Origin of the sequence: Pseudoalteromonas sp. BSi20439 (genome assembly GCF_000241165.1) — a bacterium.
In the GTDB taxonomy this organism is placed as follows: domain Bacteria; phylum Pseudomonadota; class Gammaproteobacteria; order Enterobacterales; family Alteromonadaceae; genus Pseudoalteromonas.
Genome location: NZ_BADW01000117.1, coordinates 1 through 25,645, shown reverse-complemented (window position 1 = coordinate 25,645; position 25,645 = coordinate 1). Strand labels below are relative to the sequence as shown.

General features: G+C 40.1%; 23 protein-coding genes and 1 tRNA gene. 8 read left to right on the top strand and 16 right to left on the bottom strand.

Going from position 1 to position 25,645, the window contains the following annotated elements; genetic code table 11:
- Positions 1-16: 16 nt before the first annotated feature.
- Together P20439_RS10930 and P20439_RS10925 are read right to left on the bottom strand one after the other, a co-directional pair.
- Positions 17-226, bottom strand: a complete 210-nt coding sequence (locus P20439_RS10930) for a hypothetical protein (protein ID WP_008111968.1) — start codon at positions 224-226, stop codon at positions 17-19.
- Between the two features lie 39 nt (positions 227-265).
- Positions 266-1,606 (bottom strand): sigma-54 dependent transcriptional regulator, encoded by a 1,341-nt coding sequence (locus P20439_RS10925; RefSeq protein WP_008111967.1) that lies wholly within the window; start codon positions 1,604-1,606, stop codon positions 266-268.
- Between the two features lie 226 nt (positions 1,607-1,832).
- Between P20439_RS10925 and P20439_RS10920 the strand changes: the two genes are divergently transcribed.
- On the top strand, positions 1,833-2,351 hold the full coding sequence (locus P20439_RS10920) for an NUDIX hydrolase (protein ID WP_008111964.1): 519 nt from the start codon (positions 1,833-1,835) through the stop codon (positions 2,349-2,351).
- Positions 2,352-2,355: 4 nt separating this feature from the next.
- Here the strand turns inward: P20439_RS10920 and P20439_RS10915 are convergent, their stop codons facing one another.
- The 3 genes from P20439_RS10915 to P20439_RS10905 form a co-directional block, all read right to left on the bottom strand.
- The gene (locus tag P20439_RS10915; RefSeq protein ID WP_008111963.1) at positions 2,356-2,871 is read right to left on the bottom strand and encodes a YgjV family protein; all 516 of its coding nucleotides are present in this window, start codon (positions 2,869-2,871) and stop codon (positions 2,356-2,358) included.
- A 61-nt stretch (positions 2,872-2,932) separates the two neighbouring features.
- A complete protein-coding gene (locus P20439_RS10910) occupies positions 2,933-3,499 on the bottom strand; it encodes a Crp/Fnr family transcriptional regulator (protein ID WP_008111961.1) in 567 nt (188 codons plus the stop codon).
- A gap of 6 nt (positions 3,500-3,505) precedes the next feature.
- On the bottom strand, positions 3,506-4,540 hold the full coding sequence (locus P20439_RS10905) for a nitronate monooxygenase family protein (RefSeq protein ID WP_008111959.1): 1,035 nt from the start codon (positions 4,538-4,540) through the stop codon (positions 3,506-3,508).
- Positions 4,541-4,741: 201 nt separating this feature from the next.
- Between P20439_RS10905 and P20439_RS10900 the strand changes: the two genes are divergently transcribed.
- Complete coding sequence (locus P20439_RS10900) at positions 4,742-6,118, top strand: NAD-dependent succinate-semialdehyde dehydrogenase (protein ID WP_008466824.1); 1,377 nt, start codon at positions 4,742-4,744, stop codon at positions 6,116-6,118.
- A gap of 225 nt (positions 6,119-6,343) precedes the next feature.
- Here P20439_RS10900 and P20439_RS10895 read toward each other — a convergent pair whose 3' ends face one another.
- The 4 genes from P20439_RS10895 to P20439_RS10880 form a co-directional block, all read right to left on the bottom strand.
- Positions 6,344-6,832 (bottom strand): hypothetical protein, encoded by a 489-nt coding sequence (locus tag P20439_RS10895; protein WP_138956971.1) that lies wholly within the window; start codon positions 6,830-6,832, stop codon positions 6,344-6,346.
- 162 nt (positions 6,833-6,994) lie between these two features.
- Complete coding sequence (locus P20439_RS10890) at positions 6,995-8,074, bottom strand: endonuclease/exonuclease/phosphatase family protein (protein WP_008114285.1); 1,080 nt, start codon at positions 8,072-8,074, stop codon at positions 6,995-6,997.
- A 9-nt stretch (positions 8,075-8,083) separates the two neighbouring features.
- Positions 8,084-8,467, bottom strand: a complete 384-nt coding sequence (locus tag P20439_RS10885) for a hypothetical protein (protein WP_008114288.1) — start codon at positions 8,465-8,467, stop codon at positions 8,084-8,086.
- Positions 8,468-8,540: 73 nt separating this feature from the next.
- Positions 8,541-8,789, bottom strand: coding sequence for a TIGR03643 family protein (locus P20439_RS10880; protein WP_008114290.1), 249 nt, complete (start codon positions 8,787-8,789; stop codon positions 8,541-8,543).
- Positions 8,790-8,933: 144 nt separating this feature from the next.
- On the opposite strand from P20439_RS10880, the gene P20439_RS10875 reads away from it, so the two are divergent.
- Together P20439_RS10875 and P20439_RS10870 are read left to right on the top strand one after the other, a co-directional pair.
- Complete coding sequence (locus P20439_RS10875; RefSeq protein ID WP_008114292.1) at positions 8,934-9,590, top strand: YoaK family protein; 657 nt, start codon at positions 8,934-8,936, stop codon at positions 9,588-9,590.
- Positions 9,591-9,646: 56 nt separating this feature from the next.
- Positions 9,647-11,716: a TonB-dependent receptor gene (locus P20439_RS10870; RefSeq protein ID WP_008466821.1), complete on the top strand. Its 2,070-nt coding sequence runs from the start codon at positions 9,647-9,649 to the stop codon at positions 11,714-11,716.
- A gap of 56 nt (positions 11,717-11,772) precedes the next feature.
- Here P20439_RS10870 and P20439_RS10865 read toward each other — a convergent pair whose 3' ends face one another.
- The 5 genes from P20439_RS10865 to P20439_RS10845 form a co-directional block, all read right to left on the bottom strand.
- On the bottom strand, positions 11,773-12,912 hold the full coding sequence (locus tag P20439_RS10865) for a Na/Pi symporter (RefSeq protein WP_008466820.1): 1,140 nt from the start codon (positions 12,910-12,912) through the stop codon (positions 11,773-11,775).
- Positions 12,913-13,568: 656 nt separating this feature from the next.
- Positions 13,569-14,561: a fatty acid desaturase gene (locus P20439_RS10860; protein WP_008114297.1), complete on the bottom strand. Its 993-nt coding sequence runs from the start codon at positions 14,559-14,561 to the stop codon at positions 13,569-13,571.
- A 166-nt stretch (positions 14,562-14,727) separates the two neighbouring features.
- Complete coding sequence (locus P20439_RS10855; RefSeq protein WP_008466819.1) at positions 14,728-15,417, bottom strand: ABC transporter substrate-binding protein; 690 nt, start codon at positions 15,415-15,417, stop codon at positions 14,728-14,730.
- Positions 15,418-15,537: 120 nt separating this feature from the next.
- The gene (locus tag P20439_RS10850; RefSeq protein WP_008466818.1) at positions 15,538-16,818 is read right to left on the bottom strand and encodes a diguanylate cyclase; all 1,281 of its coding nucleotides are present in this window, start codon (positions 16,816-16,818) and stop codon (positions 15,538-15,540) included.
- A gap of 288 nt (positions 16,819-17,106) precedes the next feature.
- A tRNA-Leu gene (locus P20439_RS10845) sits at positions 17,107-17,191 on the bottom strand.
- Between the two features lie 271 nt (positions 17,192-17,462).
- On the opposite strand from P20439_RS10845, the gene P20439_RS10840 reads away from it, so the two are divergent.
- Positions 17,463-17,963 carry an RDD family protein gene (locus P20439_RS10840; protein WP_008466817.1) on the top strand — a complete coding sequence of 167 codons (501 nt, stop codon included), beginning with the start codon at positions 17,463-17,465 and terminating at the stop codon, positions 17,961-17,963.
- A 97-nt stretch (positions 17,964-18,060) separates the two neighbouring features.
- Here the strand turns inward: P20439_RS10840 and lptG are convergent, their stop codons facing one another.
- A complete protein-coding gene (gene lptG, locus P20439_RS10835; RefSeq protein WP_008466816.1) occupies positions 18,061-19,128 on the bottom strand; it encodes an LPS export ABC transporter permease LptG in 1,068 nt (355 codons plus the stop codon).
- On the bottom strand, positions 19,125-20,237 hold the full coding sequence (gene lptF, locus P20439_RS10830) for an LPS export ABC transporter permease LptF (RefSeq protein ID WP_036933683.1): 1,113 nt from the start codon (positions 20,235-20,237) through the stop codon (positions 19,125-19,127). The genes lptG and lptF overlap by 4 nt, the downstream gene beginning before the upstream one ends.
- Positions 20,238-20,544: 307 nt before the next feature.
- Between lptF and pepA the strand changes: the two genes are divergently transcribed.
- The 3 genes from pepA (at position 20,545) to P20439_RS10815 (ending at position 25,586) form a co-directional block, all read left to right on the top strand.
- A complete protein-coding gene (pepA, locus tag P20439_RS10825) occupies positions 20,545-22,056 on the top strand; it encodes a leucyl aminopeptidase (protein WP_008466815.1) in 1,512 nt (503 codons plus the stop codon).
- Positions 22,057-22,228: 172 nt separating this feature from the next.
- The gene (locus tag P20439_RS10820; protein WP_008466814.1) at positions 22,229-22,675 is read left to right on the top strand and encodes a DNA polymerase III subunit chi; all 447 of its coding nucleotides are present in this window, start codon (positions 22,229-22,231) and stop codon (positions 22,673-22,675) included.
- 58 nt (positions 22,676-22,733) lie between these two features.
- The gene (locus P20439_RS10815; RefSeq protein WP_008466813.1) at positions 22,734-25,586 is read left to right on the top strand and encodes a valine--tRNA ligase; all 2,853 of its coding nucleotides are present in this window, start codon (positions 22,734-22,736) and stop codon (positions 25,584-25,586) included.
- The last annotated feature ends 59 nt before the right edge of the window (positions 25,587-25,645 follow it).

Below are 25,645 nucleotides of genomic sequence, written 5' to 3'. Positions count from 1 at the left end.
CCTGAATTATTTAGGGTTACTTCGACTCTGAAATAAGCTGTAAACTGTCACTGCACGCTTGGCAATTAGCAATTATTTTATCCAGTGCGGCGAGCGCTTTATCTTTTGGCATATCGTTTTCAAGTACTAGCTTAATCAGCTCGGCATTCATCGAAATACGATTTAGCGGCGCACGCGCGTCGTGTACCAGCTCATTCAAAGGTTTTGCCTGTTGTGGTGATGCCATTAAAGTCCTCGTTTTGTTGTGATTAAATTTACATGCTGGTTATTTATACTCGCCAATACCACCATAAGCATTTAAACGGTTATATAAGGTTTTAGTGCTAATACCCAGCATTTGTGCTGCTAATGTTTTATTCCCTTGTACTTTATCGAGCGTGGCATGAATAAGTTCTTTTTCAACTTCTTCAATAGTTTGCCCTGCTGATACCTGCTTGTCCTCAGGTTGAGTATTAACCCTTGAAAAAGGCGACTCTAAGTTATCAGGTAAACTAATTGTGCTGGTTTGCGGGTCGCTCATAATAAAAGCGCGGTGAATGGCATGGCGAAGTTCACGTACGTTGCCCGGCCAGTCGTAGGTTTCAAGCTCTTTAAGCTGCTCATTAGCCCAAGCAAACGCTGTACCGTTTTCATCGTTTAACTGCCCTAAAAACGATTTAGCAAGTAACGCAATATCTTCTTTTCGATCTCGTAGTGGCGGTATATCAATAGGAAAAACAGCGAGCCTAAAGTAAATATCTTCACGTAATATATTGTTCTGCGCTAAATCGGTGAGTGAGCGGTTAGTGGCTGAAATAACACGGCAATTTACTGGTAACTCACGATTTCCACCAACTCGGGTTACTTTTTTAGTTTCGAGTACACGCAGTAAATTAGGCTGCATATCAATCGGCATTTCGGTGACTTCATCAAGAAATAACGTGCCACCGTCGGCTTGTTCAAACACGCCGTCTTTACGGGCAATGGCACCAGTAAATGCGCCTTTTTCATGGCCAAATAATTCACTGCCAATTAGTTCTTTAGAGAGTGCCCCACAGTTACTCGCCACCAGTGGACCTTCGCATTTACTAGCATTATGAATGGCTTGCGCTACCACCTCTTTACCTACCCCGCTTTCACCCATAAGCATGACATTAGCATTGGTTTTAGCTACGCGCTCTATCATAGTATAAAGCTGTTGCATGGGTGCAGACTCGCCAATAAGCGTATCAAAATGATGAGTAATGGCGGCACTTTTTGCCTTTTTAACTGTTTTTTTCGGGCCGTTTAATACTAATTCTAAATCTTCACGTTGCAGCGGCTTTAATAAATGCGACACATTAGGCTCACACATGTCAGCTAAAATTCCTTTAACTGAAGGGTGCCCCGAAATAAGAGTGACTTTAGGCGATTGGCCAATCATTTTTAAATGATCTAATAAATGCAAGCCACTGCCATCTGGCAGCATAAAATCAAGCAGCACATGATCGAAAGTATTATTTTCAAACCACTGGTGCGCTTCTTTTAAACTAGTTGCTGTATTAATGTTGTGGCCAAGAAACTCAACAATATGGCAAATAACATCACTGAATTCGACGTCGTCATCGACTAAAAGTATATTTAACATGAATAATCCCTATGCTTTTTTACCATTCTACTTACCCTTTTATATAAATGAAAGATATACATAATTAGGGTACAAAGCGCGGCTACTTTATTTTTTAATCCGCCAGTTTAATTAAAAATAGCTGTATAGACGCTGAAATAGCGCTATTTTATGCGGCTTATTAAATCCCTATTAAAGAAATTAATACAACCAACTGATATAATTTATTTTTATTACAGGAGTTGTTATGCGCTTATTAAAAACCTACATTCATCCCTCAATCAATATTGAGCAAGGTCGTCAATTTTCTCGCCCAACCGCTCGCGCAATTGCATTTAAGCAACAACACATTTTACTTATGTATACTCAGCGCTACGACGACTTTAGTTTACCTGGCGGTGGGATTGACCCACATGAAAGCATAGAGCAGGGATTGATCAGAGAACTGAGTGAAGAAACTGGCGCACAAAATATAAAAATCTGCAGTGAGTTTGGGCTTTATGAGGAATACCGTCCTTGGTATAAAGATGACTTTGATATTATTCATATACAATCATATTGCTACCTCTGCCAAATTGATGAGCAACTCGGTCAAGCGCAGCTAGAACACTATGAACAACAAAATGGCATGCAGGCCAAATGGGTTGATATTTTCCAGGCGATAGCCCATAACGAACGCACACTTGCAAACAGTGACAAGCAAGGGCTTTCGATAATTCGCGAAACTTACCTACTAAAAGCCATTGCGGCACAATTTTTTACCTAAGTGTTTAGGGCTGCGTTTGCGGTTCGCTCAGCGTTTTTTTAACCACATAAAAGCGGTATAGTCCTAGCAAATTACTACTTAAAAACAGGCTTTCCATGAGTATTGCCACTGGTGAGCCGGCAAAAATATTATGTGTTATCCAAAAAGAGGTTCCCACCACCATACATAACCTTAAGTGCAAGTCTCGATTTTGAAATGAAGCAATGGTTTGTATTAATGTCGCCACCAATGCAAAGGCGCTAAACCAATCTTGCCAAGTAAAATAAACGGCTAAGCAGCTTACTGTCATAAACCCAAACATAGCCCAAGTATGCTTAAAGTAAATACAGTAAAAATAACGCACCGCGGCAATAAACATTAAGCAGCCGGCACTGTTAAAACCCAATATAAAAAAGTGTACAGAGGTTAATAACACTGAGGTAAATAAACAGCTTAAAATAATTCGTCGGGACTTAAACTGAAATGAAGCTAAGTCGAGTAAAGTGGCAACTGCAACCAACGATTGGGCAATTATAAACATAACACTCCAAGGCATTAAGGCTTAAAAATGGGGAGTGTATAGTGCTTTATAAAAACAGCACTTAACTTAAGTTAAGTCGCTTACGAATTCGTGATAACGAAATAGCTGAAATACCTATATACATTGCCACTTGGCTCAAGCTTAGCTGCGCCAACCAATGGGGTTTATGTTTGAGTAAATAACAGTAACGCTGCTCGGGGCTATTTAGTAATAAAAATGCCTCTTTAGCTTCTTTAAAAATAAGTTGCTGTGCAATAAGCTGCTGCTTAATCAGTTGATACTGTGCTTGCTCAAATAGTGTTAGTGGTACTTTAATTACACTTGCTTCGTTAATCACTTTTAATTGATAAAACGCAGGCGTTGAGGTCATCCAATTGGCAAACAGCAATGCAAATTCATCTTTAAAATAAAACTCTTTACACTTTTGTACGCCGTCTATATCGTCATGAATAGCGCCTAAAACCCCCTGAACAATTAAATACCCATAACCTTGTACATCGCCTTGTTGCACTAATACGGTATTGGGCGCTATTCGTTGCTGAGGATACTTCCCAGCTAATTGCACTTTAAACTTGTTTACTAGCGCTTCATAACTATCGCCAAGCGATAAAAGTGGATTATCAGACATTAAAAATTACCATTTTTTCATTAAAGCATGCGTAATATCAGCCGCTGACACACCCACCCTAGGAATATATTTTTGGCCACACCACAAAGGCGAAAAATCACTTTTAGCACTTTTTTCAGCGCGACTTCTTAATGCCGTTATTGCACTGCTGGCGTGTGGAAACGCAGGAACCCCATTTGGCATAGCACCTAATTCTTGCATTACTCGATTTTGAATACCCCGAGCGGCCCTACCAGAGAACAATGTGGTCAGTGTGGTCTCATCTTGTTGCTGATCTAAAATAGCCTGTTGATGCAAAGCCGATGTTGTTGCCTCCTTGCATAGTAAATAAGCACTCCCTACTTGGACTGCACTGGCTCCTAACGCTTTAAATCGCTGTACATCACCGGCCGAAGCAATGCCACCAGCAGCAATAATAGGCAGTGATATATGCTCAACACAATGTTTAACTAACTGCTCAGTATTTTGTTGCAAGCTTAAATCCATAGATAAAAAATGGCCTCGGTGCCCCCCAGCTTCTAAACCCTGTGCAATTATGGCATCAGCACCATTTTTACTAAGCCAAATAGCTTCATCTAAGGTAGTGGCCGTTGAAATTACTTTAGTACCCCAGCTTTTTATTTGCGCCACAATAGCTTGCTCAGGTAAACCAAAATGAAAACTCACAACTGCTGGCTTATAAGGTGCAATTATATCAACAATCGATTGATTTATAGGTTGACGAGAAGCCCCTGCAGTTAAGCTTTGCGGGTCAATTTTATACTCTGTAAAGTAAGCGGCAAGTAATGCATGCCAGCACTGTTGTTGCGCGGATGTGTAGTCAGCAACTGTATGACAAAAAAAGTTAAGATTAAACGGCTTCGTTGTTTTGTGGCTAAGTATTTCTAGCTGCTCAACTAATTGTGCTGGCGATAACATAGCGCAAGGCAAAGAGCCTAACCCTCCAGCCTCACTTACAGCAAGAGCAAGCTGCTCGTTTTGAACACCGGCCATAGGTGCCTGAATTATCGGTAAAGCGGTATTAAACAATGATGGCTTCATCTGAACTCTCCCTGTAACTTTTTCAACAACTTGCAGTATTTACAGAACCATAGCAAAAACAGCAAGCAAACAACATCTAGATTTTAGTCATATTTAATGTAAAAACTATTACTAACAAATAGTTATAACTTTTTTAATATCAAAAAACTAACTGGCTTTGGTTTTGCAGCTACCCTATTACATAATTTGTTAGGAGGTAAAATGAGTAACACAGTTGATACGATCAATCCCGCAACCGAGCAAGTCATTAATAGCTATACGCTGCTTTCTCAAGCTCAAGCAGAACAAGTGATCGAAAAATCTCATGAAACATACTTAACATGGCGATTAACCTCGTTTACCGAGCGCGCACAATATCTAAATAAATTAGCCTCTTTGTTTGAAAGTCAAAAAGAAGCCTTAGCAAAACTGATGACCGAAGAAATGGGTAAAGTCTATGAGCAGGGTTTCCAAGAAGTACAGCTTTGTGCTGACATTTGTCGTTATACCGCGGAACATGGCGCAGACATGCTTAGTGACGAGGAGCGCGACATGCAAGGCGGTCGTGCAATAATAAGCTATCGCCCTATCGGCGTGCTGTTGGGTATTCAGCCGTGGAACTTCCCACTTTATCAAGTTATTAGATACAGTGCCGCAAACATTATGGCAGGTAATACCACGGTATTAAAACATGCTGGTAATGTATTTGGTATGGCTGAGAAAATTGAAACACTATTTCTACAAGCAGGCTTTCCTGAACACTGCTTTAGCAACTTACTAGTTGATGGTAAAACTGCCAGCGCCCTTATTTCACACTCAGCTATTAGTGGCGTAACCTTTACTGGAAGTGATGGCACTGGTAAAAAAGTGGCAGAGCAAGCTGCCAAGCATGTTAAAAAAACCGTGCTAGAGCTGGGTAGCAACGATGCTTTTGTTGTACTTGATGACGCGGACTTAGCCCTTGCAGTCAAAGCATGTTTACAAGGACGCATTATCAACAACGGCCAAACCTGTGTTGCAGCCAAGCGCTTTGTGGTGGTCGATTCACTCTACAATGACTTTAAGGAAGCACTAAGTCAGCAGTTTAAGGCCATAAAAATGGGCAACCCAATGGATGAAGATACAGAACTGGGCCCTATGGCACGCGAAGATTTACGCGACAAAATTCACCAGCAAGTGCAAGACTCTGTCAATGCGGGTGCAAAAGTAATTGTAGGCGGCGAAATACCGCAACAAACGGGTTATTACTATCCACCAACTGTGCTCGAAAACCTTACACCGGGTATGCCTGCTTATGACGACGAGCTATTTGGCCCTGTCGCATCTTTGATGAAAGCCAAAGATAACGACGACGCTATGCGTATTGCTAATGATTCACGCTATGGACTAGGCGGTGGTATATTTTCAAAAGATGAGAAGAAAGCCATTGAACTGGCCAAAAAGTATTTTGATACCGGCATGATTAATATTAATGGCTATGGTTTGGCACAACCAAACCTACCATTTGGCGGTGTTAAAGACAGTGGTTATGGCCGAGAGCATGGTGGCTTTGGGATTCGCGAATTTGTGAATGTTAAAAGCATTATGATTCACAGCTAGTATCAGGTATCAGGTATCAGGTATCAGGTATCAGGTATCAGGTATCAGGTATCAGGTATCAGGTATCAGGTATCAGGTTAGTAAAATTAAACACCGCGCTTGTAGCAAGCGCGGTGTTTTTTGTCTGATGAATTTTTAACACTCAACTGAATGGCTCGCTGTAGAAAATGCCGCAAACTTAAAAGCACTACCAAAATGTATTAAATGAGTTTATTTAAGAGAGTATTAATCTAATTTTTCATATAGCTGATATACATACCTATGAAAAATATCCGATACTTTTAATAATGCTGTCATGTTCAATGAATATTTTTTCTTTTCAAAAGAGTACCTAAAGTCAACAAAACTTGAATCAATATGCTCTAAAACTAAATCTAGTGACTTAAAATCACTAGGATAGTCAGAGTCCAAATAACAAAGTCGTAAACCATTTTGTAAATTTTCTGGAACTTTCTCAAAGAGTTTTGTTAGCCTATGGCCATTAATATCAGATTTTGAATAAAGATCTTTGTAATTACCAAAACTATCTCTACCATCATAATAAGTTTTTGCACTTAGACTTTTAATATACAACTCTACAGAAAAAGATGCGCATGTAATAAATGGAGAGCCTGGATGCTTTCTAACATATAAAGCATGAGCAGCATCATTAAACTCTATTGCCTTACCCATAATTTCTCTATTAGGGATATTTGTCGAAAAAATATTATTCATAACTACTCAGGTGTTTAATTTAGATTATTAGAAATTTAAACGAATAAAATAATAAATTATTTAACATATTTTTCTTAATATAAATAAGATAAAAAACCTAAGCAACAACTCATATTTTACTTTCTTTAGCCTAAAACCTTTAACCTAACACCTTTACTATACCTAGCTATTCTCAAACATTGGTACTTTGCGTTTATCTGCTTTGCTCATTGCCAGTTCTTGTATATCTTGCTGCTTTTGCTCGCTTGGTTTTGTTTCTAGGGATTGCTGATTAGCATCTTCAAATACCAATTCGGTAAGTAAGGCAAAATGATCAGAGCCATATTTAGCAAGGCGCTTTATTCGTTTTACACTAAAGCCTTTTGAGTGAAATAAATGATCAAGCGGCCAACGCATAAAAAAGTAATTAGCATGAAAAGTATTAAAAAAACCACGGCCTTTACGTGGGTCTAAAAAGCCACTAATTTGCATAAATAAACGAGTACTGCGCGACCAAGCAACATCATTTAAATCGCCTGCGACTATGGTCGGGCGAGTTGAGTCTTTAATTGCTTTTGCTACCATTATTAGCTCACTGTCGCGCGGTCGTGATGAGTCTTTTTCTGTAGGGCTCGGTGGGGCGGGATGAATAAAGTGCCCCTGCATTTTTAACCCTTGGTGGTTTTCAAACAAAATATGTATAGAAGGAATATCATCTTCTATAAGTGCACAAATTTGTGCATCGAGTATGTTAAATTTACTAAATACATGCATGCCGTAGCGATTATCTTTAGGGCAATGTACTTGATGAGGGTAGTGCTTTTTAAGCACAGACAACTTATCTTGCCACCAACTATCGCTTTCTAAGGTGATAAGTAAGTCTGGCTGATATTTATCGACTAAGTTAATTAACTGCTCACTGTGTCGATTCGACATAAGCACATTAGCGGATAAAATTCTGATACTGTGATCACTGCTTTTTGGTGCGGTTAATACTTCTTTTTTAGCGAACCAGGTGTAGGGATAAATCCACTTAGCTTGAAGCGCTAAAATAACTAAAGCGACAGTGGCTAATAACGGGTATGTAATATAGTCGCTTTGCCACATACCTATCAGAGCCGCTATAACGATAGCGCTTGCTAGGTAGCACACCTGCAAGCGCACAAAGTCACAGCTACGTACCAAATAATGCTGACTGTATGACAGAGGTAATAACGTTATTAATAACAACAAGCCAGTAATTATGACCAATACAATGAGCATTTATAAATCCTAATAGCGCTGTAAAATAGAGAGTATTTCACGAGTGTCGTGCACTAAATGTATAATAGTGCGATCAACTTCAATTCGCACTGTGCCTCTTTCTCTATCTATTACTCTAGCACGCTTATAAATGTCATGCCCAAGGATATCACCTTGATAATAAGGCCTATGCCACCCTGGTGGAGTCCATCCTTGGCGAATTAATTGCTTGGCCTGTTTTTTAGAAATCCATTTTCTATCATGGTATTGATTATATTTATGCTTTTTCCAGTGATGCTTGTTTGCATGTTTATTCGCATGCTTGTCTGTATGTTTGTCTTTGTGTGGTACAGCAAATGCGTTTGTTGCCGTTAGCGTAAAAACCATTAATAAAATACTGATTAGTGTTTTCATGGCAATTCTCCAGTGTGATCATTACTGAAGAGTATTGACGGCTAAGCCTGAACATTACATGAAACGAGACAAATTAGCGTTGCTTGTACTGAGTTTTACAATGACTGCGCATAATCGCGGGATCGCGCAGCTTCAGGTGTTTAGTTTTACGCCCAGCATGGCGCTTACGCCATACTTTAAATGAGCCGCTAGAGATATGCTCCCGCATAAAATTAACTAACTGAGAGTAATTTAGCCCATAAAGGTTTTCAATGGCTTCAAATGGCGTTCTATCTTCCCATGCCATTTCGATAATCCGCGATTGCTGTTCTCGATTAAACATATTCATTCCAAATTCGGTTAATACGCAAAAGTTAAATTTAGCGATCATCACTTGGTTGTTATGTTAAAAATATAACCTCTTTTTTATTTGTTGGGTTTAATTAAGTGTATGATTAATCTATACACTGAAACCGGAGCTAAAAGGATGTTTACAAAACTACCTAAGTGGGTCGAATATGGTGCGTTTACCCTCGCTTTTATTGCCGGTATGGTAAATGCAGTAGGTTTATTAGGGTTCGAACAACAAGCAATCTCTCACGTTTCGGGGTCGGTGACTTCATTAGCTATTGAACTTACTACCAACATCCAGGCGGCGTTGTTTTTAATTGCGATTGTACTGAGTTTTATATTTGGCTCGGCATTAACAGGCTTAATGCTTTCAGGCGGTTCACTTAAGCTAGGCCGCCATTACGATACGCTCTTATTTATTGAGGGTATTTTACTGCTGTTAAGCGCACAGCTACTTCAATATTCTTACCCTTACGCACTTACACTTGCTTCTGCGGCCTGCGGCTTACAAAATGCTTTAGCCACTAACTACAGCGGCGCAGTTGTGCGAACTACTCACTTAACCGGTATTTTTACCGATCTGGGTTTGATGTTTGGTAAAGCCCTAAAAGGAGAAGCTTTTGACAATAGAAAATGCTTGGTCTTTGTCTTAATTATTGTCGGGTTTTTAGCCGGCGGAGTGGTAGGTGTATTACTATTTAAACATTACTCAGTGCTCACTTTAGTTTTTCCCGGCATTTTTTGTATTGTTTTATCGATTACTTATCGGGTTTATAGGTTGAGTGTGCTTTAACCAATTCACAAAATCCCCTACCCTAAACTTATCAAATTGCCGATGTGCTGGAATTTATGAAATATTACTATTTACCCCCGTTATTGTTATGCAGTCAGTTAGGTTTAATTAATAGTGCGTGTGCTGAAGATACCGCGCAATCAATTGAACGTATCACCACCACAGCATCACGTAGTGAAGCGCTTTCCACGCCATTACCACTGGTGATAAGTGTATTAAGTGAATCACAGCTTGAGCTTATAGCTCCTACCCACGTAGAAGAAGCGCTGCAACGCGTTGCAGGTGCCAATGTGCAACGTGGAAATGGCCAAGAGTATTTACCGGCTCTGCGCTCGCAAGTACTTTCTGGAACGGGCGCTTGTGGTGGTGTTTTAACCGCAGAAGATGGCATAGCTCTTCGTGCAGCGGGCTTTTGTAATATTAATGAACTATTTGAAGCGCATAGCGAAATGGCAGAGCGTATTGAAGTATTAAAAGGCCCAGGTTCTGCACTTTATGGTTCTAATGCAGTGCATGGTGTAATTAACGTTATCACCCCTGATACTACCCAAGATAGTGGTTTACTAGGCTTTGATTACGGCTCTTATGGTTATGCTCGCTATAAATTACGTTCAGGCCATGCCATGGATAATTCAGGCGTAGGTATTAATGCCAGTTTTACAGATGATAGCGGTTATCGAGATGACGAAAGCGTAAAGCAACAAAAAATAAATGTACGTCATCGCTACAATAACAGCAACTTAAGCTTAGTGTCTGGGCTTACGTATACTAATTTAGATCAACAAACTGCTGGTTATATTAGCGGTTTTCAAAGCTATAAAGATGAAGATATAGCACAGCAAAACTTTGATCCCGACGCCTTTAGAAAAGCTCGCTCGCTTAGAGCTTGGAGTAAAGCAAGCTGGCAATTAGGAGAGAACACACTGGTTGTTACCCCTTATATTCGTGACCAAAGCATGGACTTTTTTAAACACTTTTTACCCGGCACGCCACTTGAAAAGAATAGCCAAACAGGGTTTGGTCTGCAATCGCTTTATCAGCATTATGTGAACGACAATACCAACCTAAAGCTTGGTTTTGATGGTGAGTTTACACAAGCCGATTTTTTACAAACCCAAGATAACCCCACTCAAGGTTCTGCATTTTTAGTGGCCACAGTACCGCAAGGTAAGCATTACGATTACCAAGTTGATGCCACCTTATATGCCCCATTTGCCGCTATTGATTGGCAGCTAAATAATTGGCTTATAACCGCAGGTGTACGTTATGAGCATATGCAATATGACTATCAAAACAATATGCTTACAGGGCGTACAAAAGAGGATGGCAGTGAATGTGGTTTTGGCGGCTGTCGTTATAGCCGCCCCGAAAGCACTAAAAATAGCTTTAGTAATCTTTCGCCAAAACTAGGTGTGAGCTATCAGCTTAATATAAACAATACACTATACGCTAACTTTTCAAGAGGCTATAGAGCCCCCCAAGCAGCTGAGCTTTATCAATTACAACGCGAGCAAAGTACTGCCGACTTAGACGCAGAAATAGCAAATAATGCTGAGTTAGGTATTAAAGGGGTGTATAACAATACTCGATACGGTTTGTCGGCTTATGCGATGAGCAAGCACAACACCATCTACCGCGACAGTGACTTTTTTACTGTTAATGACGGCCAAACTCGACATCGTGGCATTGAACTTGAGTTAGCACACAGCTTTAATCAGCACTTATCGGTTAATTTTGCAGGCACTTATGCCAAACATACATACTCGAATGAGCAAATCATCGGCAGTATTAATATTAAAGGTAACGATATTGATACCGCACCTCGAAAGGTCGCTAATATCGACTTTAACTGGCAAGCCAACGAGCGTGTTAACCTTGCTCTGCAATGGCACTATGTGAGTCGCTATTTTACCGACCCTGAAAACTTACATGAATATCAAGGTCACGATATTTTAAGCTTGCGCGGCCAATGGCAAATAAGCCCACAATTATTACTCAGTGCGCGAATAATAAATCTAACCAACACGGCTTACGCACAGCGCGCCGATTACACCAGCTTTACTGGCGATCGTTACTTCCCAGGAAAACCGCGTAATGCCATGTTGTCTGTAAGTTACCAGTGGTAAAACAAAAAATGCGCTATATAAACTATATAGCGCATTCTTTTTATTCATTTATTTGTTTATCTAACGGCCAGTACAATTAAACCTGGCACCACAAAGAACGACCCTAACACATAGCCTAATGCAGCCGATTTATTATTTGTACCAATTTCGGCTAACTTTTCAGCCAACTTAATCGGTATTTCACGTAGTACAGGAATTCCGTAAATTAGTGCAACCGCAAATACATTAAACATAACGTGTACTAACGCAATCGTTAGCGCCACTTCAGCCATAGGCCCTGTAATTGATGTGGCAGCTAATAGAGCAGTAATGGTTGTACCAATATTAGCGCCTAGCGTAAATGGATAGATTTGACGTGTAGTAAACACACCACTTCCCGCAAGTGGGATCATTAAACTCGTTGTAGTAGATGACGACTGAACCATAACAGTTACCGCCGCACCTGATGTGATACCTGCGATAGGCCCGCGCCCAATTGCACCATGCAGTATATCTTTTGCAGTGCCAACTAACGCTTTTTTAAGTAGTTTACCTAGTGTAGTTACGGCAAATAAAATCAAACAAATACCTGCTATAACCATCGCTGCACCTAGAATTTTTGTGTCTAGGAAGCTAAATGCGTCTTTTATTACACCCACAGCTGGTTTAACAAGTGGTTTAATAAAGTTGTAGCTCTTTAATGATAAATCAGCATCACCAATAAATAGGTGCGACAGCGCAGCAGACATTTTTTGCAGTAAACCAAACATTATCTCAAGTGGTAAAAATATAATAACGGCAAATAAATTAAAGAAATCATGAACCATTGATGCCGCAAATGCACGTTGGAACTCTTCTTTAGAGCGAATATGACCAATAGACACTAAGGTGTTAGTAATAGTCGTACCAATATTTGCGCCCATTACCATTGGAATCGCAATACTTAACGGTAAGCCGCCAGCAACAAGGCCCACTATTACTGAGGTAACCGTTGATGACGATTGCACTAAAGCCGTTGCCAAAGCACCTAATAATAATGCGATAAACGGGTTGGTTGCGAATGCAAAAATTTCTTTCGCTCCCTCGGTACCGCCCGACGCTAATTTAAAACCACCACTGACAGTGCCAACGGCTACTAGGACTAAATAAACTAAAAAGGCGATAGCAGCCCAGTTAAGCGTTTTTATTAATAGCGTATTGCGCTTTGATTCACTCATGTTTAAATCTCAGTTTTTGTCTTACCAAATATGGCATTTTGATGACGTTTTTGTTTCAGAACGCATTAGAACACCTGAATATTACAGAAATATTTCAATTCGATTAACGTGCTTCTTTATTCATAACTTAAAAATATAAGGTTAAAAAATCGAGTATAAGGCAAGCCATAACTTTAAAAATAAGTAATTAAAAAATTGATATTAAATTACATAGCGAAGCACTGAGTAGGAGCAATTGAACACTAAATTAAAATATATTTAAGCAATGAATTAACTAAGGTCTGATGATCTTTCAAGGTTGAATTTTCAGCTGCTCCAAAGACTATGCTAAGAGGCGATTTACTCTTTATTGCCTAAATGGATATAGGTAAGGGACATGAGCAAGACGCGGAAGCCTTGCTCGGTTTTTACTCATTTTTACAGGGGTGTAAGCCAGTAGAATAACGCAGGAGCAGTTATCGAGCCCACTAGGTTACAAACCTCGTGTCGCGATTGAATCGCCCTAGCTTGAACGAATCTCAACCCGCAAAGGTCAGTAGACCCAAGATATTTGAGACGGCTTCATGGACTTTGCCTGATATTACTAGAGGCATTGCCTAGCATAAAACTAGGCAATATTAACAATATCTCAATTAATAATTGGATAAAAATTAACGTTATGATTGATACAAATTAGCTTGTTTTATACTGGCAAAATCATTAAAACGTACGCCGTGTTGACGCATCACTTCAAGGACTTTTTTACTGATCATTTGTCGTAAGTAAAACGGCTGATTTGGTACAAAGTGATGAATAGTATGAGTATGCCCAAAGTTAAAACAAAATAAATTAAATGGCATAAACAAACGGCTAGTAATTACGTGAGTTTGTTCAAGCATATTATTCACACCGCCATAATAATGCATACTTGAAGTAACAAAATTAAGGGAGCTCGAACGTACAATATTAGGCACAATCAGCACCACCATTAGAAATTCAAATACATGCATTACATCAAGCAATAATACCGGTGAATTAGCTGCCAATGGAGTGAACAAATTAACTAAGTGAAACGCAATTACGCTATATAAAATGGCGAAATACGCGGTAGTAATCGGAAAACCTGCGTTAAATACTTTAAAAAAGCTAAAACCTTTAATTTCTTTACTAAAGCGCTTTGCATTAATTAATAAACCTAGTAATCCATCAACAATCACCAAGGCGCGTAAAAAATGATTTTTAATACCATTACCCACCAATCGCTCTTCTAAATCTTGCTCAGTCCCCGAGGTTTTATGATGATGTAAATGCATCTTGCGGCGGTACCACGGGCTAATAGTATTAGGACGCATCAACCACACGGTTAGCATCATAAAATTATGTAAAAATGGCTGGTTACTAAAATACTGTTTGTGAATTAGGTCGTGCTCAAGTTCATGGGAAATAGAGGTGGCAATCGCCGCTAAAATAATACACAGCCACGCGGGGATGATAGCAAAGTAATACAACGCGCCAACACCGATTAACGCACTTAAAGAGAGTAGTAAAATAGCCATCCCTAAGGTATTTTGATGCATTAATAGCGGGTGTTTTTTACGCAGTAATGCTTCTTCAGCCTTAATCGCTTTTACAATGGCTTGAATATTCTGTTTTGCGGTTAGTTGAGTCATGATGTTTTATTCGCAACAAGAGGTTGAGGTATATAATATCCGAGTAAAAAACTCAGTACAAAGTAATTTAATACTAATTAATTTACGGGGAAAAAAAGTATAAGATCATAATCAAATTAAATATCTCACTTTCTTAGCACGTGCTATTGGGGCATTTTAAATGCACTTATAAAGCCACATTATACTTTTTAAGAAGCATTTTTTGTTTATCTCCCTTGATAGATAAACGGCCACTGTTCCATATATTTATTAGCGTTTGCCTTCTTTCTGCGGGCATTTTATTTGAAAAAATAGGTATTTCAACCAATTTATTTTCTAAGCCTGGACGCACTATTTTTAATCCATTGTTCCAATCAAATCGATTCAGCATGTACTGTAAAACCAGCATATTATCTGCATATAGATCGATTCTGCCCGCTTTAATCATCTGAAAAATCCGTTCTACCACATCGCTAGAGCCCGCGATTACTTCCACTAAATCAGAATTATTTGGATCATCAATATAATTTTGATAATCAACACTTACCGAGCTGTAATCCCACCCAGGCCCTGTTGCAACACGCTTTCCTTGTATAGATTGAATCCCATCATAGCGCCAGGATTCATCTTGCCTAACAACAAAAGCAGTTGGATATGCAAATGTTGCCTCTGTGGCGTACTCGAAACCCACTTCGGTGTCTTGCGAAAATAAATATTCTGGCAACATATCGCAAAGACCATCCGCAACCATATCGAGCCCCCTTGCCAAAGGCACTTCGTAATACTCTAATTGATAGCCTTTTGATGTATATATTTGCTCTAGTATATCAATCACAAAGCCGCGGGCAGGAAAGTCCTCTGACGGAAATATAGTCATAGGAGGCCATTGGTCGTAGCAAACTTTTAATGTGTTGGCATGACTAAAGTTAACTATACTCAATGCTAACAATAAAGATATAAGCAGCACTTGAGAGATCTTTTTTTACCTTTAAACATTTTATTTTTCAACACGATCACGTCCTTTGTCTTTAGCGCAGTAAAGCTTCAAATCAGCGACTTTGAATAACTCAATAACTGAGCAGTCTTTTAGCTCGGATGAGGCAACGCCAAGGCTTACAGTATACATTACAGTTTCACCATCAACTTCTAAGGTTGAATCAACAACAGCCTTTCTTATTTTATTAGCGAGTTTGAATGCGTTATCAAGCCCTGTGTTTGGAAGAAATAGTGCAAACTCCTCTCCACCCACTCTACCAATAAGGTCAGACTCTCTTATCATGCTTTGAACTGTGTCAGTAAAATGAATAAGCACCTTATCACCAACAAAATGCCCATACGTATCGTTAATGTTTTTAAAGTAATCTAAGTCGATTAAAATAAAAGATGCGGGTAATTTCTGTCGCTGAGAAAGTTCTAGCAAATGATTTGCTGTATCAAAAAAACTCCCCCGATTTAAAGTACCCGTTAAAGAGTCTCTTGTTGCAAGCGTTTTAAGTTTTTCATTTAATACTTGTAGATCTTTTGTACGTTTTGTAACGGCCTCTTCCAGCCAATCTCGTTTAGATTTTTCATCCTCGAGTAATCGCTCCCGATCCCTTTCCATACTAAAGAGCATCGTATTCATATGATCTTGGAGCTGGCTGAGCTCGTTGTTTTCAATATGTGAAAGGTTGATCCGTTTACGTGTATTTTTACTTGATTGGACCTCATTAACTTGTTGCATCAATTCTTTTAAAGGCCTGGCTAGGTAACGATCGAAAGCCCAAATAAATAACCCAAACAAAATCGATAATTTTATCATTGCCGTAATGGCAATTAAGAAAAAACCAAATAAAACACGATCTAAAACCACCTCAGACGATGAATAGAGCACCAACGTGCCAAGAAACACCCGTGTACTATTAAGCGTCCAATACAACTTAGATTTAGTTTCAAAAATTGATAAGGGAAGTGAGGCTTGAGTGTAAGAACGTTTAGAAATCATGCTTTTGCCATGTTTGTCAAAAACATCAACACCCTCAATAACCGGCATTTTAATAAGCCCATCAACCAGTACATCCAACTGAGTTTGGTCATATTGCCACAAACTCGTCGACACGGGACCTTGAACTGTTTCTTGCAACTGTTTTAATTCATCGGAGATTGAGTCTTGTGTTTTTAAGTATTCAGTTAAAAACTGCATGCTTGTTATGAGGCAGGTTACAAACAAGTAGATAGAGAAAATAACGCGCATCATTTTTTTAGATAAACTGTTTGGACTACGGTAACTTGCAAACATTAACAATGGCACTTCTTAATAAACTTTATAGTTGAGCTTAGGTTAATTACATTCTTAATGGAAGCAAAGAACAGCATAAGGAATAAGTGTTCTCATTTCTGGCGGCTTTATGCTATTCAAATTTAAGGCATAAAAAAAACCAACCAATTTAGTCGGGGCTATAAAAAATGGTACTAAGTTGCCGGACTTTTACTTATAACAGCAGCACCTCACGTGCCGCTCGAGTCCGGCAACTCAAATCTTAGGCATAAAAAAACCCCTGCTAAATCTAGCAGGGGCTATAAAAAGTGGTACCAGCGGCCGGACTTGAACCGGCACGCCTTGCGGCAGGGGATTTTGAATCCCCCATGTATACCAATTTCATCACGCTGGCATCATTTTTCTTTAACCTTCTAAACACGAGAAGATAAAGAAAAACCACTTAAGAGTGAAAGATTATGTACCCTCTTCCATCTCATTGCCTAGCATTATACAAACAATGAGCAAAGCGGCAAGCGTTTTATGTATTAAGCGTGATCGACCGCTTAACATTTAGGCAACCATTAACATTTGAACCAATAGCTGGTTAAGCACGTAGCGTAATAGGTAGTATTTAGCGGCTTATTTGCTAAACTATCGCGCACATTAACAGTGAGAGTATATTTATGTCGGCTGAGTTTCCACGAGCAGGGTTTTGGCGTCGTTTTGCGTCATTGGTGTACGACACATTAGCTATTATCGCTTTTGCGATGCTAACGGTGGTATTGTATTTATTTGCTATCCAAGGACTTATTTCCCTTGATGTTATTGCCCTCAATGGCGCTGAAGATGTATCTGCACGTATTCAAGATTCACTATTACTTTCTGGTATTCGTAGCTCGCTGCTGGTGCTTGTTGGCTTGGTATTTTTTGGTTATTTTTGGACGAAAAGTGGGCAAACAATTGGTATGCGAGCATGGCGATTAAAAGTACAAACCAACCAAGGAAGTTTAATTAGCTGGCCACAAGCTATTATCCGCAGTATCAGCGCATTACTTGGTTTAGGAAATTTAGTTGTTTTAGTTGATTTTAAAAATAAAAAATCACTACAAGATTACTTATCAAAAACCGAAGTGGTTACGCTCACCAAAGAAGAAAATAAACGCGTGTATCGCGAACTAGATTAATACTTAATCTATTGAATTGGTATAACCTCAAGCTAAAGCATAAAAAACGCGGCACTTTTAAAAAAGGCCGCGTTTTTTATTTAAGCTTTAAGTCTAGCTACACCCGCTTATTCATCAAATAAGCTGCAAACCCAGTAAATAAAATGCTCGGTAGAACGGCGCCTACAATGGCTGGGATTTGATATACCATTACCACAGGGCCAAATATCTCATTAGTTAAGTGAAACACTATCCCCGTTACCACTCCCATGATAATTCGTGCCCCCATAGTTACGGTTCGTAGCGGACCAAATATAAACGATAAGGCAACCAACAACATCACAGCAATAGACACTGGCTGCATTAATTTACGCCATAGTGCTAAATCATAGGTACTTGTATCTTGCTCATTTTGCTGTAAATAAGCTAAATATGACCACAACCCTGAAAATGACAGTGACTCTGGTTTTACTGAAACCACGCCAAGTTTTTCACCGGTCAGCTGAGATGAGTAAAACTCTTCAGTAACTTGCTCCGTGGTAATTAGCTCTTCACTGATCAATACTTTGTTCACATCGCGCAGTAGCCAGCCATTATCACGCCCTACTGCTTCTTTTGCTTTAGTAATTTGTGTAAGTTGCAACGACTTATCAAAGTGGTACATATTTACGCCGCGCAGCATGCCATTTTGGTCAACATCTTCAATATTAATAAAGTTACTGCCATCTTTAGCCCACACGCCTTTTTGTGCATTAAATACATCCCCGCCATGAATAGCTTGGTTACGCATTTCTTTGGCGTGCAGCTGAGCAGCGGGCGCCCCCCACTCACCTAGCGCCATTACGCACAGCGCCATAAAAATTGCGGTTTTCATTACCGAGCCAATGATTTGTAAACGCGACATACCCGCGGCTTGCATTACTACCAACTCACTATTAGAAGCTAAAGCGCCTAACCCAGTTAAGCCACCAATAAGTGCTGCCATTGGGAAAAACACCACTAAATCGCCGGGCATACTATAAATGGTATATAGCAAGGCGGTCATAATATCGTAACTACCACGGCCAACCGATTTAAGTTGCTCTATAAATTTTATTAAAGTACTGATCCCCACCAACACCATTAGTGCAAATCCAGTCGTTTGCATAATGCTACGGCCTAAATACCAATCAAGCGTTTTCATCATATGTGTTGCTCCCGTTTAGTCACGACAGCCTTCAGCCAAACACCTAATGGGCGGCCTTTAATAATTAATAAACTACCTATAAATAATGCACTTAAGTGAATCCACCATAGGCCAATAGAGGGCGGAATTTTCCCATCTTCTACCGCAAACTTAGCCGCGTTAAGTAAAATGAAATACCCTAAATATAAGCTCAAAGCAGGCACTAATTTAGCAAATTTACCTTGGCGTGGATTAACAACGCTCAGGGGTACTGCTAGTAAAGTTAATAATGGAATAGATAGCGGAATTGCCAAACGCCATTGCCACTGTGCAATTGCTTCTGGAGTGTTAATAGACATTAACTCACGAGTTGGCACGGCTTCTAACTTACGACGTTGGTGTTCTATTTCTTGCTCGCGAATTTGTACGCTGTAGCCATCAAACTCAGTTAAATTAAGTGAAGGCGCTTCGCCATCGGTTTCGTAACGTTTACCATCAGTGAGCACTAACTGCTGTTCACCATTTTGCGCTTCAATAACAACGCCCTGCTCTGCATAAACTAAACGCGCTAGGTCACTTTTTTCACTATCGGGTAGTTGTGCCACAAAAACTTTGTTGAGCTCTTTGCCGCCATTTTCAATATTATGAATAAACACCACGGCTTTTTCGTTACCGGTTTGTTGAAAACGTCCAGCTCGAAGTGCAGATAAACCAGCATCAGCCTTGGCTTGCTCTTTAAGTTGGTACTCTTGTTCGCTTGCCCACGGAGCAATATATAAAGTAAGTACGGCAGCCAGTAACGCTAAGATGACACTTGAGATTAGCGTAATACGCACTACATACCACTCACTCACGCCACAGGCTTTAAGTACTGTCATTTCACTGTCAGCGTAAATACGGCTATAAGCTAAAATAATTCCTAAAAATAAACTCAGTGGCAAAATTAACGATGCTAACTGCGGCAACTTAAGCGCAATCATGGCAAACACGAGTTTAGCTGGGATACTCCCCTCTGAGGCATCACCAAGAATAACAACAAACTTTTGCGACAAAAATATGGTCATTAAAGTTAAAAATACGGCGACCTGCGATTTTAAAACCTCAGTGGTCAAATAACGGAAAATTAGCAACATTCGCCCCTGTTAAACATGGAATTTCAATATAGTAATAAAAAACAATGAGTGAACTAGTTAATTCACTCATTTTAAATGAGTATTAAGCACATATTATAAGCCATCAATATTAATTATCCTACCTAACATCACGATATAATGTTGCATTAGTAACCCTTAAGCATATAAAGTTCAAATACACAGTAAGAGTCGAGTAAAATCTACTAATATTAGCGCTAGACCTAAAAATTTAGGTAAAAAGACTAGAAAACACATTTTTAGTCCCAACTTAGCTTCTATAGATGACTCAAAATCAGGAGTGACAATGGAATTCAACGTAAAAAGTGGTAGCCCAGAAAAACAACGCAGTGCATGTATTGTTGTTGGTGTATACGAACCACGAAGGTTATCCCCCATTGGTGAACAACTTGATAAAATCAGCGATGGTTATATCTCAAATTTATTACGCCGTGGCGACTTAGAAGGTAAGCCAGGGCAAGTATTACTATTACACCATGTACCTAATATTTTAAGCGAACGTATTTTACTCGTTGGCTGCGGTAAAGAACGCGAACTAGACGATAAACAATATAAACAAATTATTTCTAAAACCATCAATACCTTAAACGAAACAGGCTCGATGGAAGCGGTATGCTTTTTAACTGAGCAACATGTTAAAGGCCGTGATACCTATTGGAAAGTACGTCAAGCGGTGGAAACAACCCAAGACTGTTTATACACTTTTAATCAGCTAAAAAGTAAGAAAGTAGACCCACGTCGCCCACTGCGTAAAATGGTATTTAACGTCCCTACTCGCCGTGAACTGACTATAGGCGAAAGTGCCATTGAGCATGGCCTAGCGATTGCTGCTGGTAGCAAATTGTGCAAAGACGTTGCCAATATGCCGCCTAATATTTGTAATCCAGCGTATCTCGGCGAGCAAGCCAAAGAACTTGAGACTAATTTTGACAACATCACTGTTGAGCTGATTGGCGAAGATAAAATGGCAGAACTTGGTATGAACTCATACCTAGCAGTTGGTCGTGGTAGTGATAACGAATCGGTTATGTCTATAATTAATTACAAAGGCGCAGGCGATGACCAAGCGCCTATTGTGTTAGTTGGTAAAGGTTTAACCTTTGACTCAGGCGGTATTTCATTAAAACCAGGCGAAGGCATGGATGAAATGAAATACGACATGGGTGGCGCTGCTGGTGTTATTGGTGCTATGCGCTCGCTTGCACAAATGCAGCTACCTATAAACGTAATTGGCGTTTTAGCCGGCTGTGAAAACATGCCAAGCTCAAATGCCTATCGCCCTGGTGATATTTTAACCACTATGTCAGGGCAAACGGTTGAAGTACTTAACACCGATGCCGAAGGCCGTTTAGTGTTATGTGATGCGCTGACCTATGTAGAGCGTTTTGAACCAGAAACCGTGATTGATGTGGCAACATTAACCGGTGCGTGTATTGTTGCCTTAGGTGCCCATGCTACGGGGTTATTAGCTAATCATAATCCACTGGCGCATGATTTATTAAAAGCGTCTGAGCAAAGCGGCGACCGTGCATGGCAACTGCCATTATGGGATGATTATCAAGATCAACTTGAGAGCCCATTTGCCGACTTTACTAACTTAGGTGGCCGTGCTGCAGGTACTATTACCGCGGCCTGCTTCTTATCTAAATTTACTAAAAAGTATAACTGGGCTCATTTAGATATTGCCGGCACAGCATGGCGAAGTGGTGCTAAAAAAGGTGCCACGGGTCGCCCTGTACCTATGCTAACGCAATATTTATTAAACCGAGCTGGCATTAGCGAAGCAAGCCAAGACTAACAAACCTGTAAAAGGCTTTACAGCCCAATGTAGAGTATAAAATAAGGCGCTTTTAAAGCGCCTTATTTATTGGGTATTAATTGAAGCAAACACCGTTATATGGCAAAATCCCCTTCTTAATTTGTGTGTATTTAATAACAGCACAATCAATGTCATGGGAAATCCCGATACAATGAACATGAATGCCCAGTTTTTCATTTTAAAGCAACAAGATGAGTCATTAGCTAAAGCCGATGATCACTTTGCTTTAGCAGCTCAAATAGCTGGGCAACAGTATCGGCTTGGTCAACGCGTATTTATTTTTGTAGATAGCGAAGTAACCGCCAACAGCATTGACGAAACGATTTGGACATTTGATGCCGACAGTTTTGTGCCCCATAATTTACAAGGTGAAGGCCCTAAGGGCGGCGCACCTGTAGAAATTGGCACAACACCACCCGTTGGTAATCGTAAAGTATTAATTAACTTGGCCAATCACTTACCGGATTTTATTCGTCGGTTTAACCAAGTTTTTGATTTTGTACCCGTAGAGCCCGTAGCCAAACAAGCCGCTCGCGAGCGTTTTAAAAAACTACGCCAACTCGGTGCCAATATCACCACGCAAGATATTAATCGCTAACGCTCACTGCGTACAAAGCTAACTAACTCATTTAAGTACTTATTTAAGGTTCTGTGTAATGGATAAAACCTACAATCCGCAAGATATTGAACAGTCTCTCTATCAAGACTGGGAACAAAAAGGCTACTTTAAGCCATCTGGCCAAGGCACCCCATATTCAATTATGATCCCACCGCCAAATGTCACGGGTAGCTTACACATGGGCCACGCTTTCCAAGATACCATCATGGATACCTTAACGCGCTTTAAACGTATGCAAGGTAACAATACATTATGGCAAGTAGGTACTGACCACGCAGGTATTGCCACGCAAATGCTTGTAGAGCGAAAGCTTGCGGCAGAAGAAGGGAAAACACGCCACGATTTAGGCCGTGAAGCTTTCATCGATAAAATTTGGGAATGGAAAAACGAGTCTGGTGGCACAATCACTAAACAACTTCGTCGTCTTGGTGCTTCTGTTGATTGGGATCGTGAACGTTTTACTATGGACGATAGCCTATCAGAAGCTGTTAAAGAAGTATTTGTACGCCTTCATAAAGAAAACCTAATTTACCGTGGTAAACGCCTAGTAAACTGGGATCCAAAATTACACACTGCGATTTCTGATCTTGAAGTTGAAAACAAAGACAAACAAGGCCACATGTGGAACTTACGTTATCCACTTGCTGATGGCGTAAAAACACAAGACGGTAAAGACTACATTGTTGTAGCCACTACGCGCCCAGAAACCATGTTAGGTGACTCAGGTGTGGCCGTAAACCCCGATGACGAGCGCTACCAAGACCTAATTGGTAAAGAGATTTTACTACCAATCGTTAATCGTCGTATTAAAATTGTTGCCGATGAACATGCCGATAAAGACAAAGGGACGGGTTGTGTAAAAATAACCCCTGCGCACGACTTTAACGATAACGAAGTAGGCAAGCGCCACCAGATGCCGATGATTAATATCTTCGATAAAGACGCGGCGATTTTAACTCAAGGTGAAACCTACACCTTTGACGGCAAAGAACTTGAATTTGACGCGCCTATTCCTGAGCGGTTACATGGCCTTGACCGTTTTGACGCACGTAAAGCGATTGTTGCTGAATTTGAAGAGCTAGGCCTACTTGAAAAAATTGAAGACCATGGCCTAACTGTTCCTTACGGAGATCGCTCTGGTGTGGTAATTGAACCACTACTTACTGACCAATGGTATGTGCGTGTTGCACCACTTGCTGAACCTGCAAAAGACGCAGTTAAAAACGGCGACATTCAGTTTGTACCTAAGCAATACGAAAACATGTACTTTTCGTGGATGAATGACGTACAAGATTGGTGTATTTCACGCCAGCTTTGGTGGGGTCACCGTATTCCAGCTTGGTACGACAGCGAAGGCAACGTATACGTTGGTCGTGATGAAGCTGAAGTACGTCGCGATAATAATATTGCAGATAGCGTAACACTAAGCCAAGACGAAGACGTTCTTGATACGTGGTTCTCATCAGCACTGTGGACGTTCTCAACCCAAGGTTGGCCAGAAAATACCGATGATTTAAAAACCTTTCACCCATCTGACGTGTTGGTAACTGGTTTTGATATCATTTTCTTCTGGGTTGCACGTATGATCATGATGACGCTGCACTTTATAAAAGATGAAAACGGCAAACCACAAGTTCCATTTAAAACCGTGTATGTAACTGGCTTAATACGTGACGATAACGGCGATAAAATGTCGAAGTCAAAAGGTAACGTACTTGACCCACTAGACATGATTGACGGCATCGGCCTTGAAGACTTAGTACAAAAGCGTACTGGTAACATGATGCAGCCTAAACTTGCCGCTAAAATTGAAAAAGATACCCGCAAAGTATTTGCAAACGGTATTGAAGCACACGGTACCGATGCACTACGCTTTACCTTAGCAGCAATGGCATCAACCGGTCGTGATATCAACTGGGATATGAACCGCCTTGAAGGTTACCGTAACTTCTGTAACAAATTATGGAACGCAAGCCGTTACGTATTAATGAACACAGAAGAGCAAGACTGTGGCTTTAACGAGAGCGAAAAGCAGTACTCGTTAGCTGATCGTTGGATTTTAGGTCAATATGAAGCCACGGTTAAAACCTACACCGAGCACCTTGATAACTACCGTTTTGATTTAGCAGCGAATACATTATATGAATTCACTTGGAACCAGTTCTGTGATTGGTACTTAGAACTAACTAAGCCGGTACTATTTAAAGGCAATGAAGCACAGCAACGCGGTACACGCCATACACTTATTACGGTACTTGAAAGCTTACTGCGTTTAATGCACCCAATGATGCCTTACATTACAGAAACAATTTGGCAGCGTGTAGCACCACTTGCTGGCCTTGAAACAGCGGGTACCAGTATTATGGTTCAAGGTTTCCCTGTTTATAACGCAGCAAGTGTTGATGCTAAAGCGATGGATGACTTAGAGTGGGTTAAGCAATTCATTTTAGCGATTCGTAATATTCGTGGTGAAATGGATATCAGCCCAAGCAAGCCGTTATCAGTGTTACTAGCCAATGCATCGAGCGACGATGTGCGCCGTATTAACGAAAATGAATCGTTTTTAGCGTCACTCGCTAAGCTTGAAGCATTTACTCTGCTTGAAAACAAAGACGATGCCCCAGCGTGTGCAACCTCTTATGTTGGCAACCTTGAAATTATGATCCCAATGGCGGGCTTAATTGATGTCGAAGCTGAGCTTGCACGTATTAACAAGCAACTTGAAAAAGCAGAGAAAGGCCTAGCGCAAGTGCAAAACAAACTGGCTAACGAAAAGTTTGTTAACAATGCACCTGAAGCGGTACTCGCTAAAGAAAATGCTAAGCTAGCTGAATTTACCGATGCTAAAACTAAGCTACTAGAGCAAAAAGTTAAAATAGAAAGCTTATAATTAAACCAGTACGAATGGCTTATGCCATTCGTAAACATTTAATTTATAAGTATAAAAAA

What these genes read in the sequence shown, in the direction of transcription:
- P20439_RS10930 (WP_008111968.1), bottom strand. Translation starts at nt 226, where the DNA reads ATGGCATCACCACAACAGGCAAAACCTTTGAATGAGCTGGTACACGAC.
- P20439_RS10925 (WP_008111967.1), bottom strand. Translation starts at nt 1,606, where the DNA reads ATGTTAAATATACTTTTAGTCGATGACGACGTCGAATTCAGTGATGTT.
- P20439_RS10920 (WP_008111964.1), top strand. Translation starts at nt 1,833, where the DNA reads ATGCGCTTATTAAAAACCTACATTCATCCCTCAATCAATATTGAGCAA.
- P20439_RS10915 (WP_008111963.1), bottom strand. Translation starts at nt 2,871, where the DNA reads ATGTTTATAATTGCCCAATCGTTGGTTGCAGTTGCCACTTTACTCGAC.
- P20439_RS10910 (WP_008111961.1), bottom strand. Translation starts at nt 3,499, where the DNA reads ATGTCTGATAATCCACTTTTATCGCTTGGCGATAGTTATGAAGCGCTA.
- P20439_RS10905 (WP_008111959.1), bottom strand. Translation starts at nt 4,540, where the DNA reads ATGAAGCCATCATTGTTTAATACCGCTTTACCGATAATTCAGGCACCT.
- P20439_RS10900 (WP_008466824.1), top strand. Translation starts at nt 4,742, where the DNA reads ATGAGTAACACAGTTGATACGATCAATCCCGCAACCGAGCAAGTCATT.
- P20439_RS10895 (WP_138956971.1), bottom strand. Translation starts at nt 6,832, where the DNA reads ATGAATAATATTTTTTCGACAAATATCCCTAATAGAGAAATTATGGGT.
- P20439_RS10890 (WP_008114285.1), bottom strand. Translation starts at nt 8,074, where the DNA reads ATGCTCATTGTATTGGTCATAATTACTGGCTTGTTGTTATTAATAACG.
- P20439_RS10885 (WP_008114288.1), bottom strand. Translation starts at nt 8,467, where the DNA reads ATGAAAACACTAATCAGTATTTTATTAATGGTTTTTACGCTAACGGCA.
- P20439_RS10880 (WP_008114290.1), bottom strand. Translation starts at nt 8,789, where the DNA reads ATGTTTAATCGAGAACAGCAATCGCGGATTATCGAAATGGCATGGGAA.
- P20439_RS10875 (WP_008114292.1), top strand. Translation starts at nt 8,934, where the DNA reads ATGTTTACAAAACTACCTAAGTGGGTCGAATATGGTGCGTTTACCCTC.
- P20439_RS10870 (WP_008466821.1), top strand. Translation starts at nt 9,647, where the DNA reads ATGAAATATTACTATTTACCCCCGTTATTGTTATGCAGTCAGTTAGGT.
- P20439_RS10865 (WP_008466820.1), bottom strand. Translation starts at nt 12,912, where the DNA reads ATGAGTGAATCAAAGCGCAATACGCTATTAATAAAAACGCTTAACTGG.
- P20439_RS10860 (WP_008114297.1), bottom strand. Translation starts at nt 14,561, where the DNA reads ATGACTCAACTAACCGCAAAACAGAATATTCAAGCCATTGTAAAAGCG.
- P20439_RS10855 (WP_008466819.1), bottom strand. Translation starts at nt 15,417, where the DNA reads ATGACTATATTTCCGTCAGAGGACTTTCCTGCCCGCGGCTTTGTGATT.
- P20439_RS10850 (WP_008466818.1), bottom strand. Translation starts at nt 16,818, where the DNA reads ATGTTTGCAAGTTACCGTAGTCCAAACAGTTTATCTAAAAAAATGATG.
- P20439_RS10840 (WP_008466817.1), top strand. Translation starts at nt 17,463, where the DNA reads ATGTCGGCTGAGTTTCCACGAGCAGGGTTTTGGCGTCGTTTTGCGTCA.
- lptG (WP_008466816.1), bottom strand. Translation starts at nt 19,128, where the DNA reads ATGATGAAAACGCTTGATTGGTATTTAGGCCGTAGCATTATGCAAACG.
- pepA (WP_008466815.1), top strand. Translation starts at nt 20,545, where the DNA reads ATGGAATTCAACGTAAAAAGTGGTAGCCCAGAAAAACAACGCAGTGCA.
- P20439_RS10820 (WP_008466814.1), top strand. Translation starts at nt 22,229, where the DNA reads ATGAACATGAATGCCCAGTTTTTCATTTTAAAGCAACAAGATGAGTCA.
- P20439_RS10815 (WP_008466813.1), top strand. Translation starts at nt 22,734, where the DNA reads ATGGATAAAACCTACAATCCGCAAGATATTGAACAGTCTCTCTATCAA.